Source organism: Plantactinospora sp. CNZ321 (assembly GCF_004217235.1).
Window position 1 is genome coordinate 1,426,364 of record NZ_SHKQ01000001.1, and the last position, 22,659, is coordinate 1,449,022.

General features: G+C 72.7%; 20 protein-coding genes and 1 pseudogene. 10 read left to right on the plus strand and 11 right to left on the minus strand.

Annotated features, from left to right (window positions below):
* Positions 1–85: 85 nt before the first annotated feature.
* Positions 86–3,058: a hypothetical protein gene (locus EV371_RS06300; protein WP_130461213.1), complete on the minus strand. Its 2,973-nt coding sequence runs from the start codon at positions 3,056–3,058 to the stop codon at positions 86–88.
* 2 nt (positions 3,059–3,060) lie between these two features.
* Positions 3,061–4,884 carry an HSP90 family protein gene (locus EV371_RS06305; RefSeq protein ID WP_130465700.1) on the minus strand — a complete coding sequence of 608 codons (1,824 nt, stop codon included), beginning with the start codon at positions 4,882–4,884 and terminating at the stop codon, positions 3,061–3,063.
* 177 nt (positions 4,885–5,061) lie between these two features.
* Here EV371_RS06305 and EV371_RS06310 point away from each other — a divergent pair, with 177 nt between their 5' ends.
* Positions 5,062–6,327, plus strand: coding sequence for an MFS transporter (locus EV371_RS06310; RefSeq protein WP_486484510.1), 1,266 nt, complete (start codon positions 5,062–5,064; stop codon positions 6,325–6,327).
* Here EV371_RS06310 and EV371_RS06315 read toward each other — a convergent pair.
* A complete protein-coding gene (locus EV371_RS06315) occupies positions 6,294–6,761 on the minus strand; it encodes an AsnC family transcriptional regulator (RefSeq protein WP_207230424.1) in 468 nt (155 codons plus the stop codon). The two genes, EV371_RS06310 and EV371_RS06315, sit on opposite strands and share 34 nt — an antisense overlap.
* Before the next feature lie 70 nt (positions 6,762–6,831).
* On the opposite strand from EV371_RS06315, the gene EV371_RS06320 reads away from it, so the two are divergent.
* Together EV371_RS06320 and EV371_RS06325 are read left to right on the plus strand one after the other, a co-directional pair.
* Positions 6,832–8,013 (plus strand): aminotransferase class I/II-fold pyridoxal phosphate-dependent enzyme, encoded by a 1,182-nt coding sequence (locus EV371_RS06320; RefSeq protein WP_130461214.1) that lies wholly within the window; start codon positions 6,832–6,834, stop codon positions 8,011–8,013.
* 133 nt (positions 8,014–8,146) lie between these two features.
* Positions 8,147–9,520, plus strand: coding sequence for a hypothetical protein (locus tag EV371_RS06325; RefSeq protein WP_130461215.1), 1,374 nt, complete (start codon positions 8,147–8,149; stop codon positions 9,518–9,520).
* Here EV371_RS06325 and EV371_RS06330 read toward each other — a convergent pair.
* Both EV371_RS06330 and EV371_RS06335 read right to left on the minus strand, forming a co-directional pair.
* Positions 9,517–9,933, minus strand: a complete 417-nt coding sequence (locus EV371_RS06330) for an NUDIX hydrolase (RefSeq protein WP_130461216.1) — start codon at positions 9,931–9,933, stop codon at positions 9,517–9,519. The two genes, EV371_RS06325 and EV371_RS06330, sit on opposite strands and share 4 nt — an antisense overlap.
* Positions 9,934–10,062: 129 nt before the next feature.
* Positions 10,063–10,965: a sulfurtransferase gene (locus EV371_RS06335; RefSeq protein WP_130461217.1), complete on the minus strand. Its 903-nt coding sequence runs from the start codon at positions 10,963–10,965 to the stop codon at positions 10,063–10,065.
* A 63-nt stretch (positions 10,966–11,028) separates the two neighbouring features.
* Between EV371_RS06335 and EV371_RS06340 the strand changes: the two genes are divergently transcribed.
* On the plus strand, positions 11,029–11,640 hold the full coding sequence (locus EV371_RS06340; RefSeq protein WP_130461218.1) for a pentapeptide repeat-containing protein: 612 nt from the start codon (positions 11,029–11,031) through the stop codon (positions 11,638–11,640).
* An 18-nt stretch (positions 11,641–11,658) separates the two neighbouring features.
* Here the strand turns inward: EV371_RS06340 and EV371_RS06345 are convergent, their stop codons facing one another.
* A complete protein-coding gene (locus EV371_RS06345) occupies positions 11,659–12,444 on the minus strand; it encodes an SGNH/GDSL hydrolase family protein (RefSeq protein ID WP_130465703.1) in 786 nt (261 codons plus the stop codon).
* 181 nt (positions 12,445–12,625) lie between these two features.
* Here EV371_RS06345 and EV371_RS06350 point away from each other — a divergent pair, with 181 nt between their 5' ends.
* The 3 genes from EV371_RS06350 to sigJ all read left to right on the plus strand — a co-directional run bounded on the left by EV371_RS06350 (position 12,626) and on the right by sigJ (position 16,462).
* A complete protein-coding gene (locus EV371_RS06350) occupies positions 12,626–14,398 on the plus strand; it encodes a proline--tRNA ligase (RefSeq protein WP_130461219.1) in 1,773 nt (590 codons plus the stop codon).
* Positions 14,399–14,572: 174 nt separating this feature from the next.
* The gene (locus tag EV371_RS06355) at positions 14,573–15,517 is read left to right on the plus strand and encodes an NAD-dependent epimerase/dehydratase family protein (RefSeq protein WP_130461220.1); all 945 of its coding nucleotides are present in this window, start codon (positions 14,573–14,575) and stop codon (positions 15,515–15,517) included.
* Between the two features lie 3 nt (positions 15,518–15,520).
* Entirely contained in the window at positions 15,521–16,462 is a 942-nt protein-coding gene (sigJ, locus tag EV371_RS06360; RefSeq protein WP_130461221.1) for an RNA polymerase sigma factor SigJ, read from the plus strand.
* Between the two features lie 21 nt (positions 16,463–16,483).
* Here the strand turns inward: sigJ and EV371_RS06365 are convergent, their stop codons facing one another.
* Positions 16,484–17,107 (minus strand): dTDP-4-dehydrorhamnose 3,5-epimerase, encoded by a 624-nt coding sequence (locus EV371_RS06365; protein ID WP_130461222.1) that lies wholly within the window; start codon positions 17,105–17,107, stop codon positions 16,484–16,486.
* 161 nt (positions 17,108–17,268) lie between these two features.
* Here EV371_RS06365 and EV371_RS06370 point away from each other — a divergent pair, with 161 nt between their 5' ends.
* Both EV371_RS06370 and EV371_RS06375 read left to right on the plus strand, forming a co-directional pair.
* Complete coding sequence (locus tag EV371_RS06370; protein WP_130461223.1) at positions 17,269–17,694, plus strand: CBS domain-containing protein; 426 nt, start codon at positions 17,269–17,271, stop codon at positions 17,692–17,694.
* Positions 17,695–17,717: 23 nt separating this feature from the next.
* On the plus strand, positions 17,718–18,149 hold the full coding sequence (locus EV371_RS06375; protein ID WP_130461224.1) for a SufE family protein: 432 nt from the start codon (positions 17,718–17,720) through the stop codon (positions 18,147–18,149).
* Positions 18,150–18,268: 119 nt separating this feature from the next.
* On the opposite strand, the gene EV371_RS06380 is transcribed toward EV371_RS06375, so the two are convergent.
* From EV371_RS06380 to EV371_RS06395, 4 genes are all read right to left on the minus strand, one after another.
* Positions 18,269–19,351, minus strand: a complete 1,083-nt coding sequence (locus EV371_RS06380; protein ID WP_130461225.1) for a helix-turn-helix domain-containing protein — start codon at positions 19,349–19,351, stop codon at positions 18,269–18,271.
* 932 nt (positions 19,352–20,283) lie between these two features.
* On the minus strand, positions 20,284–20,835 hold the full coding sequence (locus EV371_RS06385; RefSeq protein WP_130465704.1) for a YbaK/EbsC family protein: 552 nt from the start codon (positions 20,833–20,835) through the stop codon (positions 20,284–20,286).
* A gap of 182 nt (positions 20,836–21,017) precedes the next feature.
* The gene (locus EV371_RS06390; RefSeq protein WP_130461226.1) at positions 21,018–21,212 is read right to left on the minus strand and encodes a hypothetical protein; all 195 of its coding nucleotides are present in this window, start codon (positions 21,210–21,212) and stop codon (positions 21,018–21,020) included.
* Positions 21,213–21,288: 76 nt separating this feature from the next.
* Entirely contained in the window at positions 21,289–21,864 is a 576-nt protein-coding gene (locus EV371_RS06395) for a 3'-5' exonuclease family protein (RefSeq protein WP_130461227.1), read from the minus strand.
* A 131-nt stretch (positions 21,865–21,995) separates the two neighbouring features.
* On the opposite strand from EV371_RS06395, the pseudogene soxR reads away from it, so the two are divergent.
* Positions 21,996–22,427 (plus strand): annotated as a pseudogene (soxR, locus tag EV371_RS06400) (redox-sensitive transcriptional activator SoxR); the annotation flags it as partial.
* Between the last annotated feature and the right edge of the window lie 232 nt (positions 22,428–22,659).

Below are 22,659 nucleotides of genomic sequence, written 5' to 3' on the forward strand. Positions count from 1 at the left end.
CCAGCCTAGTCAGATGTCAATCGCCGACCCCGTGCCGAGTGTCGGCCGCCACTGGACGGACAGCCCTGGCCGATCCGCACCCGCACTACTCGTCGTCGGAGTCGAGGCCGTAGCGGGCCCGCAGCGCGTCGGCCTCCGCCGTACGGTCGAGCGCGGCGAGCGCGGCGGCGAGCAGCCAGGCCGCCCGGCGTACCGGCTCGGCGTGCTCGGGCAGGCTGTTCAGGGTCGCCCGGAGCAGCGGTTCGGCCTCGGCCGCCCGGTCCAGTCCGAGCAGTACCTCCCCGGTCAGCAGGTCCACCAGCAGCGCCTCACCGAAGGCCTGGATCGACCGTAGCCTTTCGGCGGCACCGTCCAGCCGGGCCAGCGCCTCCTCCGGCCGGTCCGCGCCGAGCAGCGCCCGAGCAGCGGTGTCGGCCAGCATCGCCCGCTCCCAGTGCACCGCCGGCTCGACCTCCCGACCGGTCGGATCCGACGTACCGGACCCGCCCGGCAGGGCCGCCGCCACCCGGTCGGCCACCTCCAGTGCGACCAGCGCCGCCGCCGGGTCACCGGCCCAGTGCTGGGCGGCCACCTCCCGACGCCGGGCACGCACCTCGTCGAGGGGCAGCCCGGCGAGCCGGAACGCGGTCGCGGCGGCGGCGAACCGCTGCGCCGCGAGACTGTCCCGGTCCTGGGCGTAGAGCAGCTCGCCGGCCTCCTCCAGCACCCCGGCCCGGGCGGGCAGGTTGTCCGGGCCGTCGAGGTTGTCCGCGAGTTCGTCCAGCAGGGCCAGCGCCGGGCCGTCCTCGCCGAGCAACCGGTAGACGGTGGCCAGCAGGTGCCGGCACTGGTCCGCGTCGGCCTGTCGGCCGAGCCGGTCCAGTTCCCCGACCGCCTCCTCCGCCGCCTCGGCCGCCTCCAGCGTCCGGTCGGCCCGCCGGTAGGCGTCCGCCAGCTCCCAGCGCAGGTAGGCAGCGCCGTCCACGATGCCGCGCTCGACGCAGATCGCGACCGCCTCCACCAGATCGTCGACGGCCTCGCCCGGACGGCCGGCGGTGACCAGCGCCCGGGCCCGCCCGGTCCGGGCCGGCAGCGCCAGCTTGCCGGTGGCGAGCCGAACCGCCTCGTCGTACGCCGAAACCGCCCGCTCGGGGTCGTCCAGCGAGTTGGCATAGCCGAGGCTGGCCACGGCCCGGTGCTCGGGCAGGCCGAGTTCGTCGTAGAGGTCCCGGGCCCGCAGCGCCGCCTCGCCGGCCTCGGCCCCCCGCCCCAACAGCTCCAGGGCCCGGACCCTGGTCAGCGCGATCCGCGCCACCAGGTGCCGGTCGTCGGCACCGGCCGCCTCGGTCGACGCCCGGTCGACCGCCGCCAGCGCCTCGTCACCCCGCCCCCGCTCGACGAGCGCGATCGCCAACCGGTCCTGGGCGGCGGCACGATGCCAGGCGTCACCGTGCGCCATCAGATAGTCGGCGGACTCCTGGACCAGCGGCAGCCCCTCGTCCGGCTCGCCGGAGATCACCAGCAGTACACCGAGCCGGCCGGCGACCACCTGCGCGCGGAGCGGGTCAGGGATCTGCCGGTGCAGCTGCAACGCCTCCCGGTTCGCCGCCACCGCCGCGGCCATGTCCCCGGCCACCCGGCACTCGACCGCCCGGAACTCGGTCCGGCGAGCCGTGACGGACCGCTCCAGCGACCGCCCGGCGAACCGTTCGTCGAAGGCCGCCAGTAGCGCGAGGAGGTCGTCGTCACGCTCGCTGCGCCAGGCCGCCTCGGCCAGGTCGAGCACCTGCTCCGGGCCGGCATCCGCCGGTACGTGGAGCGGGTCCGCACCTCCGGCCGACGCGCCGCTGCCGTCGCCGGCCGACGCGCCGCTGGTGTCGCCGGCCGACGCGCCGCTGCTGTCGCCGGCCGGGCCTGACACGGCGGCGTTGGACGCCCCGGCGAGGGGCGGGCGGCGGCGGGCGGTCGGCGAGAGCGGCAGGTACTCGCCGACCGGTTGCCGGCCGAGCAGCTCGGCGACGAACGCCGACTGGGTCGAGGTGCCGTTCCGGGCGTCGAACCTGGCGGCCAGCTCCCGGGCCGTACCGGCCAGTTCGTCCGCCAGCGCCGTCGCCGACACCTCGGCCGCCGGCCGGTCCAGATGCGCGGGGCGCCGCACCGGCAGCTTCCCGTGGCCGTCGGCGACCAGCCGGTGCAGCAGCAGCGCCGCGCTGGCGGTGAAGGCCATCGCGTGGGCCGGCGAGGGCACCTCGTCCAGCCATCCCAGGTGCCGTTCCAGCAGTTCGAGCCCGCGCGCCTCGTTGCCGGTCAGCGCGCAGAACGCCAGGTGCTCACCGACCCGGGACATGTACGCGATGTTCGTCCGGTGTCGGCGGTACGCCCGCAGGTGCGCGTCCCGGGCCTGCTCCCGCCGGCCGGTGTGCAGGTACGGCAACAGCAACGCGGTGAGTACGGACTGCGGCTGCTCGAAACAGCCGAGCCGGCCCGCGAGCACCGGTTCGGCCAGCGCCACCGCCTCCTCGTGCCGGCCGAGCGAGGCGAGATACCCGATCTGGTCGGTCGGGTCGCAGCCGGCACAGTCGGAGAGTTCGTCCCGGGGTGCGGTGGTCCACCGGCGGTACCACTGCTTGGCCTCCTCCGCCGCGCCGACGTGCACCGCCACGTGATGCCGGTACTTGTAGACCATCTGGAGGCTGTGGCCGCCGTCCCGGTAGCGCCGTTCCATGTCGTCGAGTACGGCCATGGTGCGATCCAGCGGCACCTCGGGAAAGTCGAGCAGGCCGCAGACCATGTGCTTGAAGTACCAGAGCAGGGTGTGCAGGTGCCGCTGGTGGTAGGGCTTCGGGTTCTGGTCGAACTCGGCCAGGCACCAGGAGAAGGTGACGAACGACCGGGCCGGCTCGCCGCCGTAGTAGTAGGCGGCGGTGGCGAGCATCCGGGCCGCGAACCCGAGCTGCTCGTCGCCGGAGGCGTCCACCTCCCGGAGCAACGCTTCGACGGCGGCGATCTGGCCGCTGCCGTACGGCATCTCGCCGACCCGGTCGATCGTCCGCCAGAGATCGTCGTGGTCCCGGGCCATCGTCACTCCTTTCCTGGTACGGCCCGGTCGAGCAGGCCGAGGAACGAGCTGTTCAGCAGGGCGGCGTCGGCGGGCCGGATCGGGTGGTAGCCGAGCAGCAGCGCCTGGCCGTACAGGGCTTCGACGGCGATCCCGACCAGCGCCGGGTCGCCGAGCGCGCTGACCCGGCGGACCAGCGGGTTACGGTGGTTGAGCACCAACTGCGGGCGCTCGGCCGGGCCGGAGGCGGCGAGCGCGTCGAGTACCCCGGCCCAGGTCTCGTCGGCCCGCTCCCGGGTCGCCCGCAGCTGTTCCTCGAACGCCGCCGACCGGCTCACCAGGTAGAGCGCCGGTAGCGACGCCGGGGCGTATGAGCGGAGCACCACCTCGACACCGAGCCGGTCCAGGGCGCGCTGCGCGGCGATGACGAACGGCCGCAACGCCAGCTCCGCCACCGGGTCGAGGGCGTCGAACCGGGTGGTCAGGTCGGTCGGCTCCAGCCGTTCGACCAGTACCGAGCGGTCCACCGTCGGCAACCGCTCGATGATCTCGGTGTCGTACGTGTAACCGGCGTTGACCAGCGCCAGGTCCTGTGCCGCCGCCACCCCGGCGAGCTGCCGAAACTCGTCGATGCTGGCCGCGTAGCGGATCAGCCCGTGCCGTGCGCGGAACTCGGCCAGCGTGGTCTGCCCGGTGTTGGTCTCCATCGGCCACCAGCGTTCGACCAACCGGAGCATCTCGTCGTCGTGCAGGGCCAGCGCCTTCACCCCGAGGTGGTGGACCTGGAGGAACTCGGCGAGCCGGCGCGGCGCGCCGCCGGCCAGCCGGACCAGCCAGCCCCGGAGCTGGTCGCCGAGCGCCTCCCGGGTCGCCTCAAGCAGGCTGTCCTCGTAGAGCGCCTCCCGGCTGGCGGTCGGGCGCAGCTCGGTGGAGTCGACCACGCAGCGGGCGAAGAACGCCCAGTCCGGCAGCAGCCCCTCGGCGCCCTCGGTGAGCAGCATCCGCTTCAGGTAGACCCGGTGACCGGCCCGGGCCGCCGGGTTGACCGGGGTGGGCAGGACGAACGCCGCGCCGGTCAGCCCCGCCTCCGGCACCGACAGCGGCACGACGTCGAACGGGGTGAAGCCGAGCACCTCGCGGGCGTACCGGACGAGGTTGTCCCGGCGGGCGGAGGGTGAGGTTCCGGCGGGGGCCGACCACGGCGGCGGCCCGGCGGTGATCTCGACGTCGCCGACCAGCACCCGGACCGGCAGCAGCGAGCCGAACAGCCGGGCCAGCTCGGTGACCGTCGGCCGGGTCAGCCACTGCTCGGCGTCCCGGCGCGGGATCAGCGTGACGGTGGTCCCCGGCTCGGCACGCTGCGCGTCGACGGTGTGGGCCGCGGCGGCTGCGGCGGCGTCGGCGGCCAGCTCGACCCGGTAGCGGCCGTCGGCGTAGCCGGTCCAGAGCACGGTCGGCTCGTCGCCGTGCCGGGTGCACACCCGGACCTCGTCGGCGACCAGGAAGCAGGAGAGCAGGCCGATGCCGAACTGGCCGAGGAACTCGTGGCGGGCGAAACCGAGCTCGTCCCGCTTGGAGCTGCGGCCGATGGTGGCGAGCAGCTCGTGCACCTGTGCCTCGGTCAGGCCGATCCCGGTGTCGTGCACCCGCAGCGTGCCGTCCCCGGTCAGCTCCGGCGGCTCGATCCGGACCACGGCCGGCGCGTGCGGCTCGGTGGCCCGGCGGGCGGTGATGGCGTCCACGGCGTTCTGCAACAGCTCCCGGACGTAGACCCGGGGACTGCCGTAAAGGTGATGGCTGAGCAGGTCGACCACGCCACGGAGGTCGACCTGGAAGGTCCGGTCCACGATCTGCCCACTCACTCCCGTCCGGTGACGGCGCTCACGGTACCGGTCGGGGGCGACGCACCGCGTCCTGCTTTTCCGCCGACTTTCCGGAACGGCGGGCGGGTGGCTTGACCCTCGACCCGATCGAGGCCGGAGGCTCGCCCCGGTCGACCGGAAGTGGGGAACGGGTGATACCGAATGTCCGATATGACGACGGTGACGAGGTCTGCGGCGCGGTCCGACGGCCGGGTTCGAACCGGCGGCGGCTACCGGGCACTCTGGACCGCGACGGTGGTGTCCCGGCTCGGCGACACGCTGCGTACCCCGGCCCTGGCGCTGCTCGCCGCCTCGGTCAGCCGCGATCCCCGGGTCGTCGCCGCAGTGGTGGCCGCCGGGCAGCTTCCGCCGCTGTTCCTCGGTCTGCTCGGCGGCGTCTATGCCGACCGCTGGGACCGGCGCCGGACAATGGCCACAGTGGACGGCCTACGTGCCGTCCTGGTCGCCGGCTTCGCGCTGCTGGTCGCCACCGGTGAGGCCGGGATCGTCGCGCTCGTCGGCTGTGCCCTTCTGCTCGCCACCCTCGGCGTCCTCTTCGACTCGGCGGCCTTCGCCGTACTGCCCGGCATCATGCCCGCCGACCGGCTGGCGGTGGCCAACGGCCGGCTCCAGGCGGGTACGGCGGTGGCCGGCGGCTTCGTCGGCGCACCGCTGTCCGGGGTGCTCTTCGCCCTCTCGGCGGCATTGCCGTTCGTGGTCGACGCGGTCACGTTCGCGCTCGCTGCCCTGCTGGCGCTGACCCTCCGACCGACCCCGGTGCCGGCCCCGTCCGCGCTCCACCCGGTCGGGCCGGGTGCCGCCTGGCGGGCGGCCGGGGACGGGCTGCGCTGGATCTGGCGGGACGCCACCCTGCGCCGGATCACCGGGTTGACCGTGGTCACCAACCTCGCCACCAGCGGACTTGTCGCGATCATCGTGCTCTACGCGCTGGAGGTGCTGACTGTGCCCGCCGCCGGATACGGACTCTTCATGGCGGCGGCGATGCTCGGCGCGCTGGCCGGTGGACTCTGCGCCGGCCGGATCGCCACCCGGCTCGGTACCCTGCCCGGGCTGCGCTGGGTGCTGGTCGCCGAGACGATCGCGGTCGCCGCGCTGTCCGCCGCCCGGCACCCGGTGCCGGGAGCGATCGCACTCGCCGTCTTCTCCGCCGGCACCGCGACCTGGAACGCGCTCTGGTCGGCGTACGGGCAGCGGAACGTACCCGCCGAACTGCTCGGCCGGGTCGGCAGCGCCCAGCGTACGGTCGGGATGCTGGCCGCCCCGGTCGGCGCGATCCTGGCCGGAGCGCTCGGTTCCGCCGCCGGCCTACCCCCGGTGCTGTACGCGGCCACTGCCGTCTTCGCCCTGGCCACGGCCGCCTCGTGGCTGACGCGTCACACCGCCTCCGGCGCGGCCTCCGTGCCGTAGGCGGGCAGGGTCTCATACCTGCGTACGGCCGGGTTGGCGAGGAAGAGCCGCTCGGCCACCTGCCGGTAGGTGTCGAAATCGGCGGTCATCAGCACCACCACGAAGTCCCACTGACCGGCGACGTGGTAGCACTGCCGCACCGCGGGCTCGTCCCGGAGGCATTCCCGGAAGGCGGTGTAGTGCGGACCGGTGTCGGCCTCCAGTTCCACGAGCACCAGTGTGGTCATCGCGAGTCCGAGCGCCCGCGGGTCGAGCACCGCGACCTGTCCCCGGATCACGCCGGAGACCCGTAACCGGGTCAGCCGGCGCTGCACCGCGCTCGGTGACAGGCCGACCAGCTCGCCGAGTTCGTACAGCGGTTTGGCGGCGTCGACCCGGAGCAGGTCCAGCAGTCGACGGTCGGTCCGGTCCAGCGTCGGGAAGGTGGGAGGCACGCAAGAACCTTGCGTACCGGGGGCAGAATCGTCAATCGTCATCACCTGCCCGTTCCCTAGCCTCGTCATCATGCTGGACAACCTTGATCTGGAGTCGCTGCGCCGCCGTCCCGGGGTGAAGTGGGCGCGGGCCACCGCAGCCGGTGCCGTGCCAGCGTGGATCGCCGACATGGACTTTCCGGTGGCCGAGCCGGTCAGGGCGGCGTTGGTGCAGGCCGTCGAGACCGATCTCGGCTATCCGGCCTGGGACGACCGTCCCGAGCGGAACCCGCTCGCCGAGGTGTTCGCCGCGCGGATGTCCGACCGGTACGGGTTCGCGCCGGTACCGGCGCACGTCCGGGTGTTCACCGAACTGATCCAGGCGGTGCAGGCGGTACTGCATGTCGGCACCGCCCCGGGTGACGCGGTCGCGATGCACACGCCCGCCTATCCACCGTTCCTGGAGACGCTCGGGGACATGCGCCGACGGCTGGTACCCATCCCCGTGGTGGACAGCGGTCACGGCTGGACCTTCGATCCGGACCGGCTGGCCGCCGACGTCGCCCGGAACCGATGCGTGGCACTGATCCTGGTCAACCCGCACGGCCCCACCGGCCGGGTCTTCACCCGGGCGGAACTCTCCGCTGTAGCGGAGATCGCGATGCGGCACGACCTGCTGGTCGTCACCGACGAGATCCACGCCGATCTCACCTACGAACCGCACCGGCACACCTCGTTCGCCGCGCTGGCACCGGAGCTGGCCGCGCGGACGGTCACCCTGCATTCGGCCAGCAAGGCATTCAACCTGGCCGGACTGCGCTGCTGCGTCGCGCACGTCGGCGATGCCCGGGTACGGGCAGCCCTGGATGCGCTCCCGCCTCTCCTGCTGGGTCAGCCGGGCAACCTCGGCGTACTCGGTACCCAGGCCGCCTGGCAGCACGGCGACGCCTGGCTCGCCGACGTACGGGCGGTGCTGGACCGCAACCGCCGGTTGGTCGCCGACGGGCTGCCGGACGCGGTCGGCTACCACCTTCCGGAGGCGACCTACCTGGCGTGGCTGGACTTCCGCCCACTCGGTCTCGGGCCCGATCCGGCCGCAGACCTCCTCGACCGAGCCGGGGTCATGCTCAGCCACGGCCCGCCGTTCGGGCCCGGTGCCGAAGGGTTCGCCCGGCTCAACTTCGCCACCGGCCGCCCGATCCTCGACGACATCCTCCGCCGGCTTCGCGCGAGTTGCCTCGACCCGCTCGAAAGCCCACCGAACAAGCGCTGACCAGCGCCACAGCGCCGACCCGCCGAGATTCTTGTTGAGTTGAGGCGCCCTGTAACCACCGATCCGAAAGAATCTTGACGATCCCTACCCGGGTGCGCCGGAACCGGTCGGGGATGCGGGGGCTCTACCCGGCATGACGACGACGAGGCGTGACGTGTTGCGGCTGACCGGCGCGCTGCTGGCCGGTACCGCCGGGGTCGGGGCGGTTACGGCCAGCGCGGGCTGCCAGTTCCGGTCCGGTGACCGGGTTGACGAGGCGGCCGCCCGCCGCAAGCTGATTCCGGCCGGAGCGCTGGTCGTGGAGCTGGCCGACGGCAAGCTGGCGGTGGTCGACGCGGCGACCGGCCGGATGCTGGTCCAGCCCGCCCCCGCGGTGGTCAGCGGCGACGGCCGCCGGCTGGTCCGGGTCGAGCGCTCGGACGGGGGTACCCGGTTGACCAGTCACCGGCTGCCGGACGGCGCGGCGGTCAGCGCCGGCACCCTGACCGGGGCGCTCACGGTCCGCGCCACCTCGGCGGACGGCGCCCTGGTGGCGCTCGCCGACGACGCCGGGCCGGGGCACACGCCGTACCGGCCGGGGCCCCGGGAGCGCACCACGATCGTGGTCGCCGACGGTGCCGGCCAGCGCCGCCGGCTGGAGCTGCCCGGCAACCTCGAACCGGAGGCGTTCGACGTGTCCCGACAGGCACTCTTCGTCCTCGACTATCTGCCGCCGACCGCGCCGGACCGGTACCGGGTCCGGGTCGTCGACCTCGCCTCCGGACGGGTGGAGCCGCTGCTGACCCGGGTCAAGGCGGTGGTGCCGGCGGGCGCCGAGGAGGAGATGCGCGGCGAGGGTAGGCAGGCCGTGTACGACCGAGCGCGCAACCGGCTGTTCACGCTCTACACCCACCAGCCGGACCACGTGCACACCCGGGACCGGATCGCAGCGGCGAACGACGCCGGGGCGGAGCAGCGCGACACCGGGGCCCGGGACGACGCCCCGCACGTGCACGCCTTCGTACACACCCTCGACCTGACCGAACGCTGGGCGTTCTGCGTCGACCTGCCGGCACCGTTCGGCGAGCACGCGGCGACCGGGCACACGATCGCCCTGAGCCGGGACGGCAGCCGGCTCCACGTGGCGGACACCGGTACCGGCGCACTGGCCACGATCGACCCCGACGGGCTGACCGTGGTGCAGAGCGTCCGGTTCGACGCGCTGACCGGTACCACCGGCTCGGGGGGTGCGGCACCGGCCGCCGCGACCTTCGACGGCGTCGGGACGCTGCTGGTCGGGGCCGGCCGCGAGGTAGCCGGGACGGCGGTCACCACGGCCGGGGACCCGCTTCCGCGCTGGTCCACCCCGGCCGAGATACGCGGCCTCGCCGGCCCACCCGACGGCTCCCTGCTGTACGTCGGCCAGCCCGACGCCGTACTCCGGGTCGACCCCGGCACCGGGGCGGTACGGCAGCGTATCGACGTACCCGGGCTGGTGGCCCTGCGGCAGGTGGTCCCCGCCAGCTAGCTGCTGGCGGAGCGGGTACCTGCGCCATGGCACGACTCCATGCGGTGAAGCAGGCTGTCAAGGTCGGACGTCTCGAACCACGCCACAGCGTCGTGCTCGTCCGGCGCGGCGTTGACGCGTGTTCCGGTCCACCTGTCGATCAACCAGATCTGCATGTCGAACGTCGCGGTCCGGATCTCATGCATCGGCGGGCTGGACGGCTCCGACACCGTGATTCCCAACTCCTCCCGAAGCTCGCGGACAAGGCTCTCTTTCGGATCCTCCCCCTCCTCCACATGACCGCCCGGCAGGTCCCACACGTCTGGATACCACCGGCGTCCGGCGCTTCGATGACACAGCAACACCCGATCGCCGTCGCGGAGAACGCCCGTCACGATCCGGGCCGGACCGGAGCCGTCAGCGGAGATCGTCATCGGCACATTCTGACCCACCCGGATCTGCCGTCGACCGCGCGTGTTCGGCGCCGCCCGGTCGTGTTGACCCGCCCGCTCGGTCCGTGCCGGGCTGGTGCCAGAGGTTGCACGAGGGCCAGCGGACCCCGCTCAGCGGGGGAGGCCGCCCGGCTGGTCGCCCTGGACCACGGGTGCCCGGACCAGGTTGCCCCACTCGGTCCACGAGCCGTCGTAGTTGCGCACCCGGGGATAGCCGAGCAGGTGCCGCAGCACGAACCAGGTGTGGCTGGACCGCTCGCCGATCCGGCAGTACGCGATCACGTCGTCGTCCGGCGACAGCCCGAGCTGGTCGGCGTAGATCGCCCGCAGCTCGTCGGGGCCCTTGAACGTGCCGTCGTCGTTCGCGGCCGCCTTCCACGGCTTGCTCAGCGCGCCCGGGATGTGCCCGCCACGCAGCGCGCCCTCCTGCGGGTACTCCGGCATGTGGGTCAGCTCGCCGGTGTACTCCTTCGCGGAGCGGACGTCGACCAATGGCCGGGCCGCCGCGATGTGCGCCAGCACCTGGTCCCGGTACGCCCGGATCGGCGCGTCGTCCCGCTGCGGCGTCGGGTACTCCGCCGGGGGCCGCTCGGTCTTCTCCCGGGTCAGCTCCCGCCCCTCGGCGACCCACTTCTGCCGGCCGCCGTCGAGCAGCCGCACGTCGGGGTGCCCGAAGAGGGTGAAGACCCAGAGCGCGTACGCCGCCCACCAGTTGAAGTTGTCGCCGTAGAAGACGATCGTGTCGTCCCGGCCGATTCCCTTGGCCGAGCAGAGCTTGGCGAACGCCTCCGCGTCGAGATAGTCCCGGGTCACCTGGTCGTTCAACTCCAGGTGCCAGTCGACCTTGATCGCGCTCGGGATGTGACCGGTCTCGTAGAGCAGCACGTCCTCGTCCGACTCGATCACCACCAGGCCCGGCTGGCCCAGGTGTTCGGCCAGCCACTCGGTGGTTACCAGGCGCTGTGGGTCGGCGTAGCCCTGCAGGCTCGGTGCGGGATCGCTCGGCATCGGCATGATCCCCACCGTACGCCGGGCGGTCGCCGCAGGGGGCCGGCTCCGCTCGGTTACCGTCGTCACATGGTGGAGCCGACCCGGACAGGCGTACGACACGAGGGTCGGACCTTCCGACGCGAGGACTGGTACGGCGACGAGTTCGTCGAGCACGAGTACGTCGACTGCGAGTTCTTCGACGTCGACCTGACCGAGGCGACCCTGGAACGAACCAGCTTCACCAACTGCGTCTTCGGCAACGTCCGGTTCAACGCCTCCCGGCACACCGACTCGGCGTTCCTGCGCTGCACCTTCACCCGGTGCAACTTCTTCGAGGCCGAGTTCTCCGGCTGCAAGCTGGTCGGCAGCACGTTCGTCGAGTCGGCGGTCCGGCCGCTCACCGTGCTCGGCGGAGACTGGTCCTTCGTCGGCCTGCCCGGCGCCGACCTGCGCGGCGTCACGATCCAGGGCGTACGGATGCGCGAGGCGGACCTGGCCGGCGCGAACTGCACCGACGCGATCCTGACCAACGTCGATCTCTCCGGCGCGCAACTGCGGGCGGCCCGGTTCGTCCGGTGCGACCTGCGCGGCAGTGATCTCAGCACCCTCGACCCGACCACCGTCGAGCGCTCCGGCGCGATCGTCGACCCGACCCAGGCCATCGTGCTCGCCCAGGCCCTCGGCTTCCAGGTCGGCTGAGAGCCTCTGCCCGACGGGTCAGTCCACGAAGGGCCGGCGTTGCGGGTACGGCGCCAGCATCGGCCGCTTGGCCGTGATCGTGTCGCCGGACGACCGGCCGGTGAGCCGGCGCCGGATCCAGGGTGCGAAGTGCTGCCCCATCCAGCGCAGGTCCGCGCTCCGGGCCGCCAGCCAGGGCGTCGGAGCGGGCCGGGGCGGCACCACCAGCCAGCCGTCGTCCGGCACCACGCCGAGCGCGGTCAGCACCCGAGCGGCGACCCGGCGGTGACCGGCCGCCGACAGGTGCAGCCGGTCCGGGCTCCACAGCAGCGGGTTGTGGAAGACGTCGTCGGCGAAGAGGTCCACCAGCGTCGCCCCGTGCCGCTGGGCCGTCTCGCCCACCGCCCTGTTCAGTACCGCCACCCGGGGGGCGATGAGCCGTTGCCCCGGCAGCCGGGCCATCACGTCGGCGAACCGGAACAGCAGTACGTCCGCCCCGGTGGCCCGGAACTCGGCAACCACCTGGTCGAAGCGCGCGACCAGGGCGTCCGGGTCGAAGCTGCGACGCAGTACGTCGTTGCCGCCGGCGGCGAAACTGACCAGATCGGGGCGCATCTCCAACGCGGCGGGCACCTGCTCGGCCACGATGTTTCCGAACAGCCGGCCCCGGATCGCCAGGTTGGCGTACCCGAAATCCGGCCCGGCCTCGGCGGCCAGCGTCGCGGCCACCAGGTCGGCCCAGCCCCGGAAGCTGCCGTCGGGATAGGGGTCGTCCAGTCCCTCGGTGAAACTGTCTCCGACCGCCACGAAGTTGCGCCAGCGCACGCCGGGCCTCCCCTGCACTTCTCCCACTCCCTTGATCGGTGGCCAGTCTGTCAGCCTGCCCCCGTCGCGGGCAGACCCGGCGCCGGGAGGTGACCGGCGCCGCACCCCGCCGGCCCAGCGCGCCCGACAGCCGGCCGACAATTTCGTGCCTCGCTCCCGCCCCTGGGTCTACGCTGCCCGGGTGCTGCTACGGATGTCCACGCTGTTTCTGCGTACGCTGCGCGAGGATCCGGCCGACGCGGAGGTGTCGAGCCATCGGCTGCTGGTCCGGGCCGGTTACGTCCGTCGCGCCGCCCCGGGCGGCTACACCTGGCTTCCGCTCGGCCGGCTGGTGCTGGACCGGATCGCCCAGGTGGTCCGGGAGGAGATGGTCGCGATCGGCGGCCAGGAGGTGCTCTTCCCGGCCCTGCTGCCCCGGGAGCCGTACGAGACGACCGGCCGGTGGACCGAGTACGGCGACGACATCTTCACTCTCAAGGACCGGCGTGGCGCCGAGTACCTGCTCGGTCCCACCCACGAGGAGATGGCCGCACTGCTGGTCCGGGACACCTTCACTTCGTACCGGGACTTCCCGGTCTCGATCTTCCAGGTGCAGACGAAGTACCGCGACGAGGCGCGGCCCCGGGCCGGGCTGCTGCGCGGGCGGGAGTTCCTGATGAAGGACTCCTACTCCTTCGACCTCGACCGGGCCGGGTTGGCGGCGGCGTACGACCGGCACCGGGCGGCGTACCAGCGGATCTTCGACCGGCTCGGGTTGACGTACACGATCGTCGCGGCGACCTCGGGCGCGATGGGCGGCTCGGCGTCGGAGGAGTTCCTCGCCGTGACGCCGGTCGGCGACGACACCTTCGTCGGCTGCACCGCCTGCGACTACGCGGCCAACACCGAGGCGGTGACCACCCCGCCGGCCCCGGCCGGGGACGTGCACGCGCACCCTGCGGCGCAGGTGCACGACACCCCGGAGACGCCGACCATCGAGAGTCTGGTCGCGCTCGCCAACGCCCGACGACTCGGCGGCCGGACCGACTGGGCCGCCGGCGACACCCTGAAGAACGTCGTCATCGAGCTGCGCCGGCCCGGCTCGGACGAGCCGGAGTTGCTGGTCATCGGGGTACCCGGGGACCGCGAGGTCGATCTCGGGCGGCTCGCGGCGGTGCTGAGCCCGGCCACCGTGTCGATGTTCGACGGCTTCGCCGACCGGCCCGAGTTGGTCCGGGGCTACATCGGTCCGCACGTGATGGCCAAGCTCGGCATCCGCTATCTCGTCGACCCCCGGGTGGCAGCCGGCACCGCCTGGCTGACCGGCGCCAACGAGCCGGGCCGGCACGCCACCGACGTCGTCTGCGGGCGGGACTTCACCCCGGACGGGACGATCGAGGCGGCCGAGGTCCGGGCCGGTGACCCCTGTCCGGCCTGCCGGCCGGGGGTGCTGACGATCCGCAGGGGCGTCGAGATCGGGCACGTGTTCCAGCTCGGCCGGCGCTACACCGACGCGTTCCGGGTCGACGTGCTGGGTCAGGACGGCAAGCCGGTCCGGCCGACCATGGGCTGCTACGGCATCGGGGTGTCCCGGGCGGTGGCGGCGATCGCCGAACAGCACCACGACGAGCGGGGGCTGGTCTGGCCGGCGGCGGTGGCGCCCTGCGACGTACACCTGGTGGCGGCCGGAAAGGGGCCGCAGCTGGCGGCGGCGCTGGACCTCGGCGGGCAGCTCGCCGGGCGCGGCCTGCGGGTGCTGGTCGATGACCGGACGCACGTCTCGGCCGGGGTCAAGTTCGCCGACGCCGAGCTGATCGGTATCCCACGCACCGTCGTGGTCGGCCGCCGCTGGGCCGACGGGTACGTCGAACTACGCGACCGCGTCACCGGAGACCGCGCCGAACTCTCGGCGGCGGAACTCCTGGCCCGGCTGGCCGGTCCGGCACGCCCAGGCCCGGAGGGTCCGGCCGGCTAGCGTCCCGCCCGTTGGTGTCCGGTTGGTTCGGTCGTGGGCCAGCCGCCCTGGCCCGGACAACTGTGACCTGGGCAACTGTCGTTCATGGGGCACCCGGTCGTCTCGTCTGTGTTGGCAGGCAGGCATTGACCGCCCGCCTGTTGGCAGGCAGGCACACGAACGATCGGAGACGTCATGAAGGTCTTCCTCGCCGGCGCAACCGGTGCGATCGGCAGGCATCTGGTCAGCCAGCTTGTGGCCCGCAACCACGAGGTCGTCGGTACGACTCGCTCGGCCGAGAAGGCCGGCGTCCTGCGGTCCCTGGGTGCCGAACCGGTCATCGTCGACGCGCTCGACGCCGAGTCGGTGGCTGACGCCGTGGCGAAGGCCGAGCCGGAGGTGGTCGTGCATCAGTTGACGGCGTTGAGCGGTCCGACCGACTTCCGGCACGCGAAGCTCATGGCGGCGGCCACCAACCGGTTGCGCACCGTGGGCACCGACCACCTGCTGGCGGCTGCGCGCGCCGTCGGGGTACGCACGTTCGTGGCGCAGAGCAACGCGATGTGGATGGAACGGGTCGGCGGGCCGGTCGTCGACGAGAGCGGCCGGATCGAGCCGAATCCGCCGGCCGATGCCGAGGAAGCCGTGGCGGCGCTGCGCCATCTGGAGACCGCGGTGACCGGTATCGCGTGGGCCGAGGGCATCGCGCTTCGCTACGGCGGCTTCTACGGCCCCGGTACCGGCGTAGAGTTGGCGCCGGGCGCGGGTATGGCCGCGCAGGTCCGCCGACGGAAGTTCCCGATCGTCGGCGGTGGCTCGGGGGTGTGGTCGCTGGTGCATGTCGTAGATGCCGCCTCGGCGACGGTCGCGGCCGTCGAACGCGGCAGGAGTGGCATCTACCACGTCGCCGACGACGACCCGGCGCCGGTGGGCGAGTGGCTGCCGGAACTGGCCCGGGTTCTCGGCGCCAAGCCGCCGCGCCGCCTCCCGGCCTGGCTCGTGCGCATGCTGGCCGGCGAGATGCCGGTGGACATGATGACCCGGGCCCGGGGCATCTCCAGCGAGAAGGCCAAGCGCGAGCTGGGCTGGACGTTGCGGTACCCGAGCTGGCGCAGGGGTTTCGTCGAAGGGCTGGGCTGACCGGTGTCCGCCGACGATCTGTACGCCGAGCTGCGCCCCCGGGCGTTCGCCATCGCGTACCGGATGCTCGGCAGCGTGGGCGAGGCCGAGGACGTGGTGCAGGAGGCGTTCCTGCGGATGCACCAGACCCTGGGACGGGACGAGCGGATCGCCTCGCCGCGCGCGTACATCGCGACCCTGGTCACCCGGCTGGCGATCGACCAGTTGCGCTCGGCGCGGGCTCGGCGCGAACGGTATGTCGGCGACTGGCTGCCGGAGCCGCTGGTCACCGACCCGTCACCGGCGGACCGCGCGGAGACCGCCGACGAGATGTCGCTGGCGTTCCTCGTGCTCCTGGAAACCCTGTCGCCCCGGCAGCGGGCCGCCTTCCTGCTGCGTGAGGTGTTCGACTACCCGTACGCCGAGGTCGCCGACATCATCGGCTCCGACCTCGACAGCACCCGGCACCTGGTGGCGAAGGCTCGGGCCCACGTCCGGGAGCGCCGGCCGCGCTACCACGCCACTCGCCGGCAGGGCGAAGAGCTGGCCCGGCGGTTCTTCGCGGCCGCCGAGCACGGCGACCTGCGGGCGTTGGAGGCGCTGCTCGCCCAGGACGTGGTGCTGCGCGGCGACGGCGGCGGGAAGGTCCCCGCGCTGGCGCGGGCGATCAACGGCCGGGCCACGGTGGCCCGGCACCTGCTGGCCGCGTTGTCGCTGGTGGCACCGCACGGTGGCGTGCGCATCCGCATCGCCGAGGTCAACGGCCGGCCCGGCGCGATGGTGTTGGACTCGCGGGACCGGCTCTTCGGTGTGCTGGGGCTCGACATCGCCGACGGCGAGATCCAGGCGATCCACTCGATCGTCAACCCCGACAAGCTGCGCCACCTCGAACCGGTCAGCGACCTCGGTGCACGGGTCCGCGCTGCCCGCCGACGCCACGACGGCGCAACCGGGGTCGGCAGGTAACCGGGCGGACAGCCGCGACGCCTAGTCCGTCGGCCGGCCGGTCCTGCCGGACCGTTGTGCCTGGTAGAGCCGCTGGCAGTCGGCGTACCGGGGCAGGATGTCGGCGGCGCGCAGCTCGGCCAGGCTGGGCGCGTCGGCGTCGCGTTCGGAGAGGATCGGGTCGAGCTCGGCCGGCCAGGGCAGCGCCAACTCGGGATCCCGCAGGTGCACGATGCGTTCCCGCGCCGGGGCGTACCGGGCGGAGCAGAGATAGCTGACGACGCTCTCCTCCTCCAGCGCGACGAAGGCGTGGCCGAGCCCCTCGGACAGATAGACGGCACGGTTGTCGATGGTGTCCAGCCGGGTCATCTCGTGCCGGCCGAAGGTCGGCGAACCGACCCGCAGGTCGACCACCACGTCGAGTACGGCGCCACGCGGGCAGTAGACGTACTTGGCCTGGCCGACCGGTACGTCGGCCCAGTGCACGCCCCGGATCACGCCCCGCCGCGAGACGCTCTGGTTGGCCTGCGCCACGGACAACTCGAAGCCGAGCGCGTCGGCGAAGACCGCCGCGTCGTACCAGACGAGGAGCCGGCCGCGGTCGTCGGAGAACTGCTGCGGGAGGAACTCCCAGGCACCGGCGATGGACAGCTCCGTGGCCTTCACTCGCACCTCACAGCGTCACTCCGGATCTCTCCGGCCTGTCGGGGCCAACCGCACCATAACGTGCAACGACCCAGGTGACCGATCGGAAACCCGACATGGTGTTAGCGTGCCGGCCAAGGGGTAGCAGGTGGTATCGGAATTCGGGGGTTCGGAGGTACACAGTGACTGCGGTCAGAGTCCGTGACGTCATGACCAGAACGATCGTCTATCTACCCGCGGCCACCGCCCTGGACGAGGCGGCCCGCGCCATGCGGGACGCCGACATCGGCGACGTGGTGGTGACGGACGGGTCGAGCCTGTTCGGCATGGTGACCGACCGGGACATCGTGATCCGGGCCGTCGCCGAGGGCAGGGACGCCCGGCAGACCACGATCGGCTCGGTGACCTCCCGGGACATTGTGATGATCGAACAGAACTCCACCGCAGCCGAGGCCGCGGCCCTGATGCGGGACCGGGCCGTACGCCGGATCCTGGTCTGCGACGGCGACCGGCAACTCGTCGGCATCGTCTCCCTGGGCGACCTGGCGGTTCGTCCGGAGCCGTCGCCGGTGCTCAGCGAGATCGGCGAGGCCGGCATCCGCCCCTGAGCCACCTCGGTAGCCTGGGGCCCATGCCGCAGTCGATGCCACCGAAGCTCGCCGAGATCGTGGCGGAGTTCGCCGCCGCTCCCCGGGACGTGGTCCTGGAGATGCTGCTGGAGTTCTCCGACGCGGTGCCGCCGCTGCCGGCGGAGTTGACCGGCCACGCCGGGATGGAGCAGGTCCCGGAGTGCCAGACCGCCTTCTTCCTGCGCGCCGAGGTGGCCGCCGACCGTACGGTGACCACCTGGTTCGACTGCCCGCCGGAGGCGCCCACCACCAGGGCCTTCGCCGGAATCCTGGCCGAGGGACTGGCCGGGGCGAGCGCCGACGAGGTGCTGGCCGTGCCGGACGACCTCTACCAGCAGATGGGGCTGGCTCAGGCGATCAGTCCGCTGCGGGTACGCGGCGGCAACGCCATCCTGGCCCGGCTCAAGCGACAGGTCCGGGACCAGCTCGCCTGACGGCGCCGGTGCGCGGCCGGTCGACACCCATGGCGCGGCAAGGTTTCACGTGCAACAACATCGGCGAACATCGCTGTGACAGGAGTGCCGTCGCGCGGCCGTCCGGCGGCGGCGGTCCGTCACCGCGCGACTCCGGCCGCCCGTTCGACCTCGGCCAGCATCAGCCGCAGCGACAGGCTGTGCCGCTCGGGCGGCAACCGGTCCAGCGCCCGCCGGGCGTGGCCGAGTCCGCCGGACGCGTCCCCGGCGCTCGCCATCAGCAGACCCCGGTGCAGTTCGATGTGGGTGGCGAACCGGGGCAGACTCTCCGGCCGGGTCCGGTCCGCCGCGTCCTGTGCGGCCACCGCCGCGGGATGGCCGAGCCGGGACAGCAGCATCGATTCGAAGGTGTGGAACCGCCACTGCGGCACCGCGAAGTCGGAGATCTGCTCCGAGCTGCCGGCCGTGTCGAAGACCCGGCGGGCATCGTCCAGCCGGGCCAGGCCGGTGACGGTGTCACCCCGACAGGCGGCGACGTGCGCCTGCGCGGTCAGCGCGTTCAACCGGCCCAGGGTAGGCCGGTCGGAGAGCGCGACGGCGTGTTCGGCGAAGCGGGCGGCGACCGGCAGGTGCGCCCCCTCGTACGCCAGCGCGAGGGCGGCCCGGCCGCGTACCCAGACCCGGGTCGCCAGGTCGCCGGAACGATCCGCCGCGATCGCCGCCATCTCGTACGACCGGATCGCTCCCCGGCCACCGTCGTTGCCGGGCAGGGTCTTGCCGTGCACCGTCATCAACCGGGCGGCGACCCCCCACAGGTGTGGGCTGCCCAGCTCCTGTTGCAGCACCACCAGATCGGCGGCGAGCCGGCCCCGGAGTTCGGCGGCGCCGAGCGACATGTAGTCCTGCCCGTACGCCTCGGCCCGGGCAACCCACTCGTCGACGTCCCGACGCGGCCCGATGGCGGCGGCGAAACCGTGCTGGACCAGCTCGGCCACGGCGGAGGAGACGACGACGGTCGCGGCGAGCGCGAGGGCACCTCTGCGGTTCACGCTGTCTCCCAACACCCGCTCGTAGGCGAGGACCAGATCCGGGGTGGCCGGCCGCTTGCCGAGCTCCACGTTGCACAGATGACTCTTGCTGTAGTTGGTGCGGGCCGCCATCTGGGTCAGGGTGACCTTGGCGTCCGTACGCGCCACCCTCAGCCTTGCGCCGACGTGATCCATCCGTCTACCGCCTGTGCGCTCCGGAAAACACCTGAAAACCGCGCCTACTATCGGTAGTTCTCTGATTACGGGAATGTAGGGATGTGGATCGCTTCAGTTCGATGTGGCATCGATCAATGTTTTACCGCTTCCGGGCACAGAACGTAAGCCTGGAGTGACCTCGGGATCGGTGCCGGGACAGGAGTTCCACGACCCGCGGGTATGACCCGAGTCGATCTCGTCGGCCTCCAGGTCGGCTCGTGATCGGTCCGCGCGGGACGGGGGCGCGTACCCGCTGTCTTCCCCCTGACCAGCGGGCGGCGCCCCACCGGGTGCGGCGGTCGTGCCGGCGGCCGCCGCACCTCCCGGGCAGCTCAGGAGGCGACTCGTGGGTGCGACTGGGCCGGTGCGCCCCCCGGGCGTGCGCCGGCGGCGCGGCGGGCGGAGATGACCGGCCCGGCCGCGCGCCGAATACGTAATCGGTTGGTGCTGTCGGCCCGGCTCATCGTGATCGAACACTGGCCACGCGACGACGGTCGTTGCGCTATCTGCAAACTGCCGGGCTGCCGGGCACTGGCGACGGCACGTGCGTATTTAGAAATGGTGAACGACCCATTCGTACCCGCACCTCCGGTTGCCGATGTGGTAGACATCGACAGCCATGCCACCCCCTCGCCGGGGGTGACCGGCGGCGAGCCGGTGGACGGGGGCGAAGGGAATCCCGGATGAGCGAGACGACGCTGTGCCTGCCGTGCGCGCTCGCCCTGCGTCCGCCGGTGACCACGCCGCCCCACCACTGCCCCGGGCAGGTACGCCTGGTCTCCGGCACCGGCCAGGTCCGGATCGTCCTCTGCCGATGCCCGATCTGCTGGCCGGACCGCTCGACCGACCCGTCCGGGCAGAGGGCGACCGGCCGGTCGGGACAGCCTTCAGCCGAGCTGGCGGGCGAATCGTCAGCCGACCTCGCGGGCGAGCCCCTCGACGACCTCGGCGGTCGGCAGGAGCCCGAGAGCCGCACCGGGCAGTGCGATCTTGCTGTGCCGGACGCCGGACCCGACGATCACGTACGGCGTGCCGGCCACCCGCGAGTCGACCAGGATCGGCCACGACTCGGGCAGCCCGATCGGGGTGATGCCGCCGTACTCCATGCCGGTCAGCTCGACGGCCTCGGCCATCGGAGCGAAGCTCGCCTTGCGTACGTCGAGGTGGCGGCGCACCACACCGTTCACGTCGGCCCGGGTGGTCGCCAGTACCACGCAGGCCGCGTACCGGACCGTCCCCTCCCGCTTGCCGGCCACCACCACGCAGTTCGCCGACACGTCGAGTCCGACGTCGTACGCGGCGCAGAAGGCGACGGTGTCGGCCAGGGTGGCGTCGATCGGCGCGACCAGGATGTCGTCCACGCCGACCGGTGAGTCGGCGGGCCAGCGGTGCAGGGCCTCGGTCACCGGCGGCGCGAGCAGATCCTGGCGGGTCCGGGCCGGCTCCGTCTTCAGAGTTCCCATCACGCCCGCGATCCTCGCACCGACCACTGCGACCAGACACACCGGCTCCGACCGGGCACACCGGCCCAGGGGCGAGGCGCCGCCGAACGAGGGTGCGACGCCGCAGTACGACGGGGCGACGCGCAGGACGACGACGTGGCGTGGGTCGGCCGTCAGCAACCGACGGTCGAACCGCGGGCGGGTCAGCTGCCGGCGAGGAAGGCGTCGTCCGGCACCAGGCTGCGTTCCCGGAGCCGGTCCCGTTCGGGCGCCTGGGCGGCCCGTTCCCGCCGCAGGTCGACGTCCTCGATGCCGTGCCGGACGGCGATCCGGACCACGCCGTAGAGGAAGACGAAGCCGCAGACGTACATCAGCGCGGCCAGAGCCATGTAGATCATGCGTTCGAGAGTAGGCCCTGAATCCGGAGATTTTTCGTGTTCCGGACAGGCTCGCCCGGTCGGGTGCGGTACGTCGTCAGTCGCCTCCGTCGGTCGACCCCGCTGCCGGCCGTCGCAGTACGGCGTCGAAGACCTGGGCCAGCTCCGCCGCGTCCTCGCCCGCGTGGTGGGTGTGCGGGATCCCGGTCAGACCCAGCGCATACTTGATCTTCCCCTTGTGCGTACCGGCCCACTCGGCGCCGGTCCGCCCCATCCAGTAGCTGCGCAGGTCCACCCCGGAACCGGTCGCCCCGAACGGACTCCGGCCGGTGAACCGGACGAAGTACCAGTGCACGAACATCCCGTCCCAGACGGCGGGAGCGGCCAGGAAGACCGGCCTTCCCTGCTTGCGCAGCCCGTTCACCCACCTCGCCGCGGCGGTCATCGCCTCCTCGGCCGGCGGCGCCTCCCGGAGCAGGCGTTCCCGGTCCAGCCCGGAGACGGCGAGAGCCTGGGGCACGAACTCGTCGGAGATCGGGCGCAACTCGGTGTAGAAGGTCAGCTCGGGCCGGCCGGCGACCGCCATGCCCAGCGAGATCATGCTGTACGGCCCGGGGATCGGCCCGTCCGCCTCGACGTCGACCGCGACGTACAACTCCGGAAGCTCAGCCACGAGATCAGCTTGCGGTGCCGCGCCGACCCGGTCCACCCGAATTCCGCCCCCGAAGACGGTTCGGACGGTTCCGGCGTGAGGTTCCCGGCACAGCTAAACATTAGTTGAGGTATTCGGGATACCCTCGACCCGTGACCGCACCTGCCCTCACCGTCGGACAGCTCGCCGCGCGCAGTGGCGTCGCCGTCTCGGCCCTGCACTTCTACGAGGCCAAGGGCCTGATCACCAGTACCCGGACCAGTGGCAACCAGCGCCGCTACAGCCGCGACGTCCTGCGCCGGGTCGCCTTCATCCGGTTCGCCCAGCGGGTCGGTGTGCCGCTGGCCCAGATCCGGGAGGCTCTGGCCAGCCTGCCCGAGCAGCGCACACCGACCCGCGCGGACTGGGCCCGGCTCTCGGCGAACTGGCGCGGCCAGCTCGACGAACGGATCGCCGCCCTGCAACGGCTCCGCGACGACCTCTCCGACTGCATCGGCTGTGGCTGCCTGTCACTGGACCGGTGCGCCCTCTCCAACCCCGGCGACGTGATGGCCGGTACCGGACCGGGGCCACGCCACCTGCTCGCCGGCCTCACCGAAACAGCGTCCACGCCAGGGGCGGCGGCGCCCGGGCCAGAGGCCGCGCCCGGGCCAGAGGCGGCGGCAGCCTCGGCGGTCGACAGCACGGACGTGACCTGCGGTGGACCGGACGTCTGCGCCTCCTACGGCCCGGCCGATCCCGTCGGGGCCCGGGTCTGACGGAAGGGAGACTTCATGCCGGAAGAGGGCATAAGGCCGCGCTGACCGGGAACCCAGG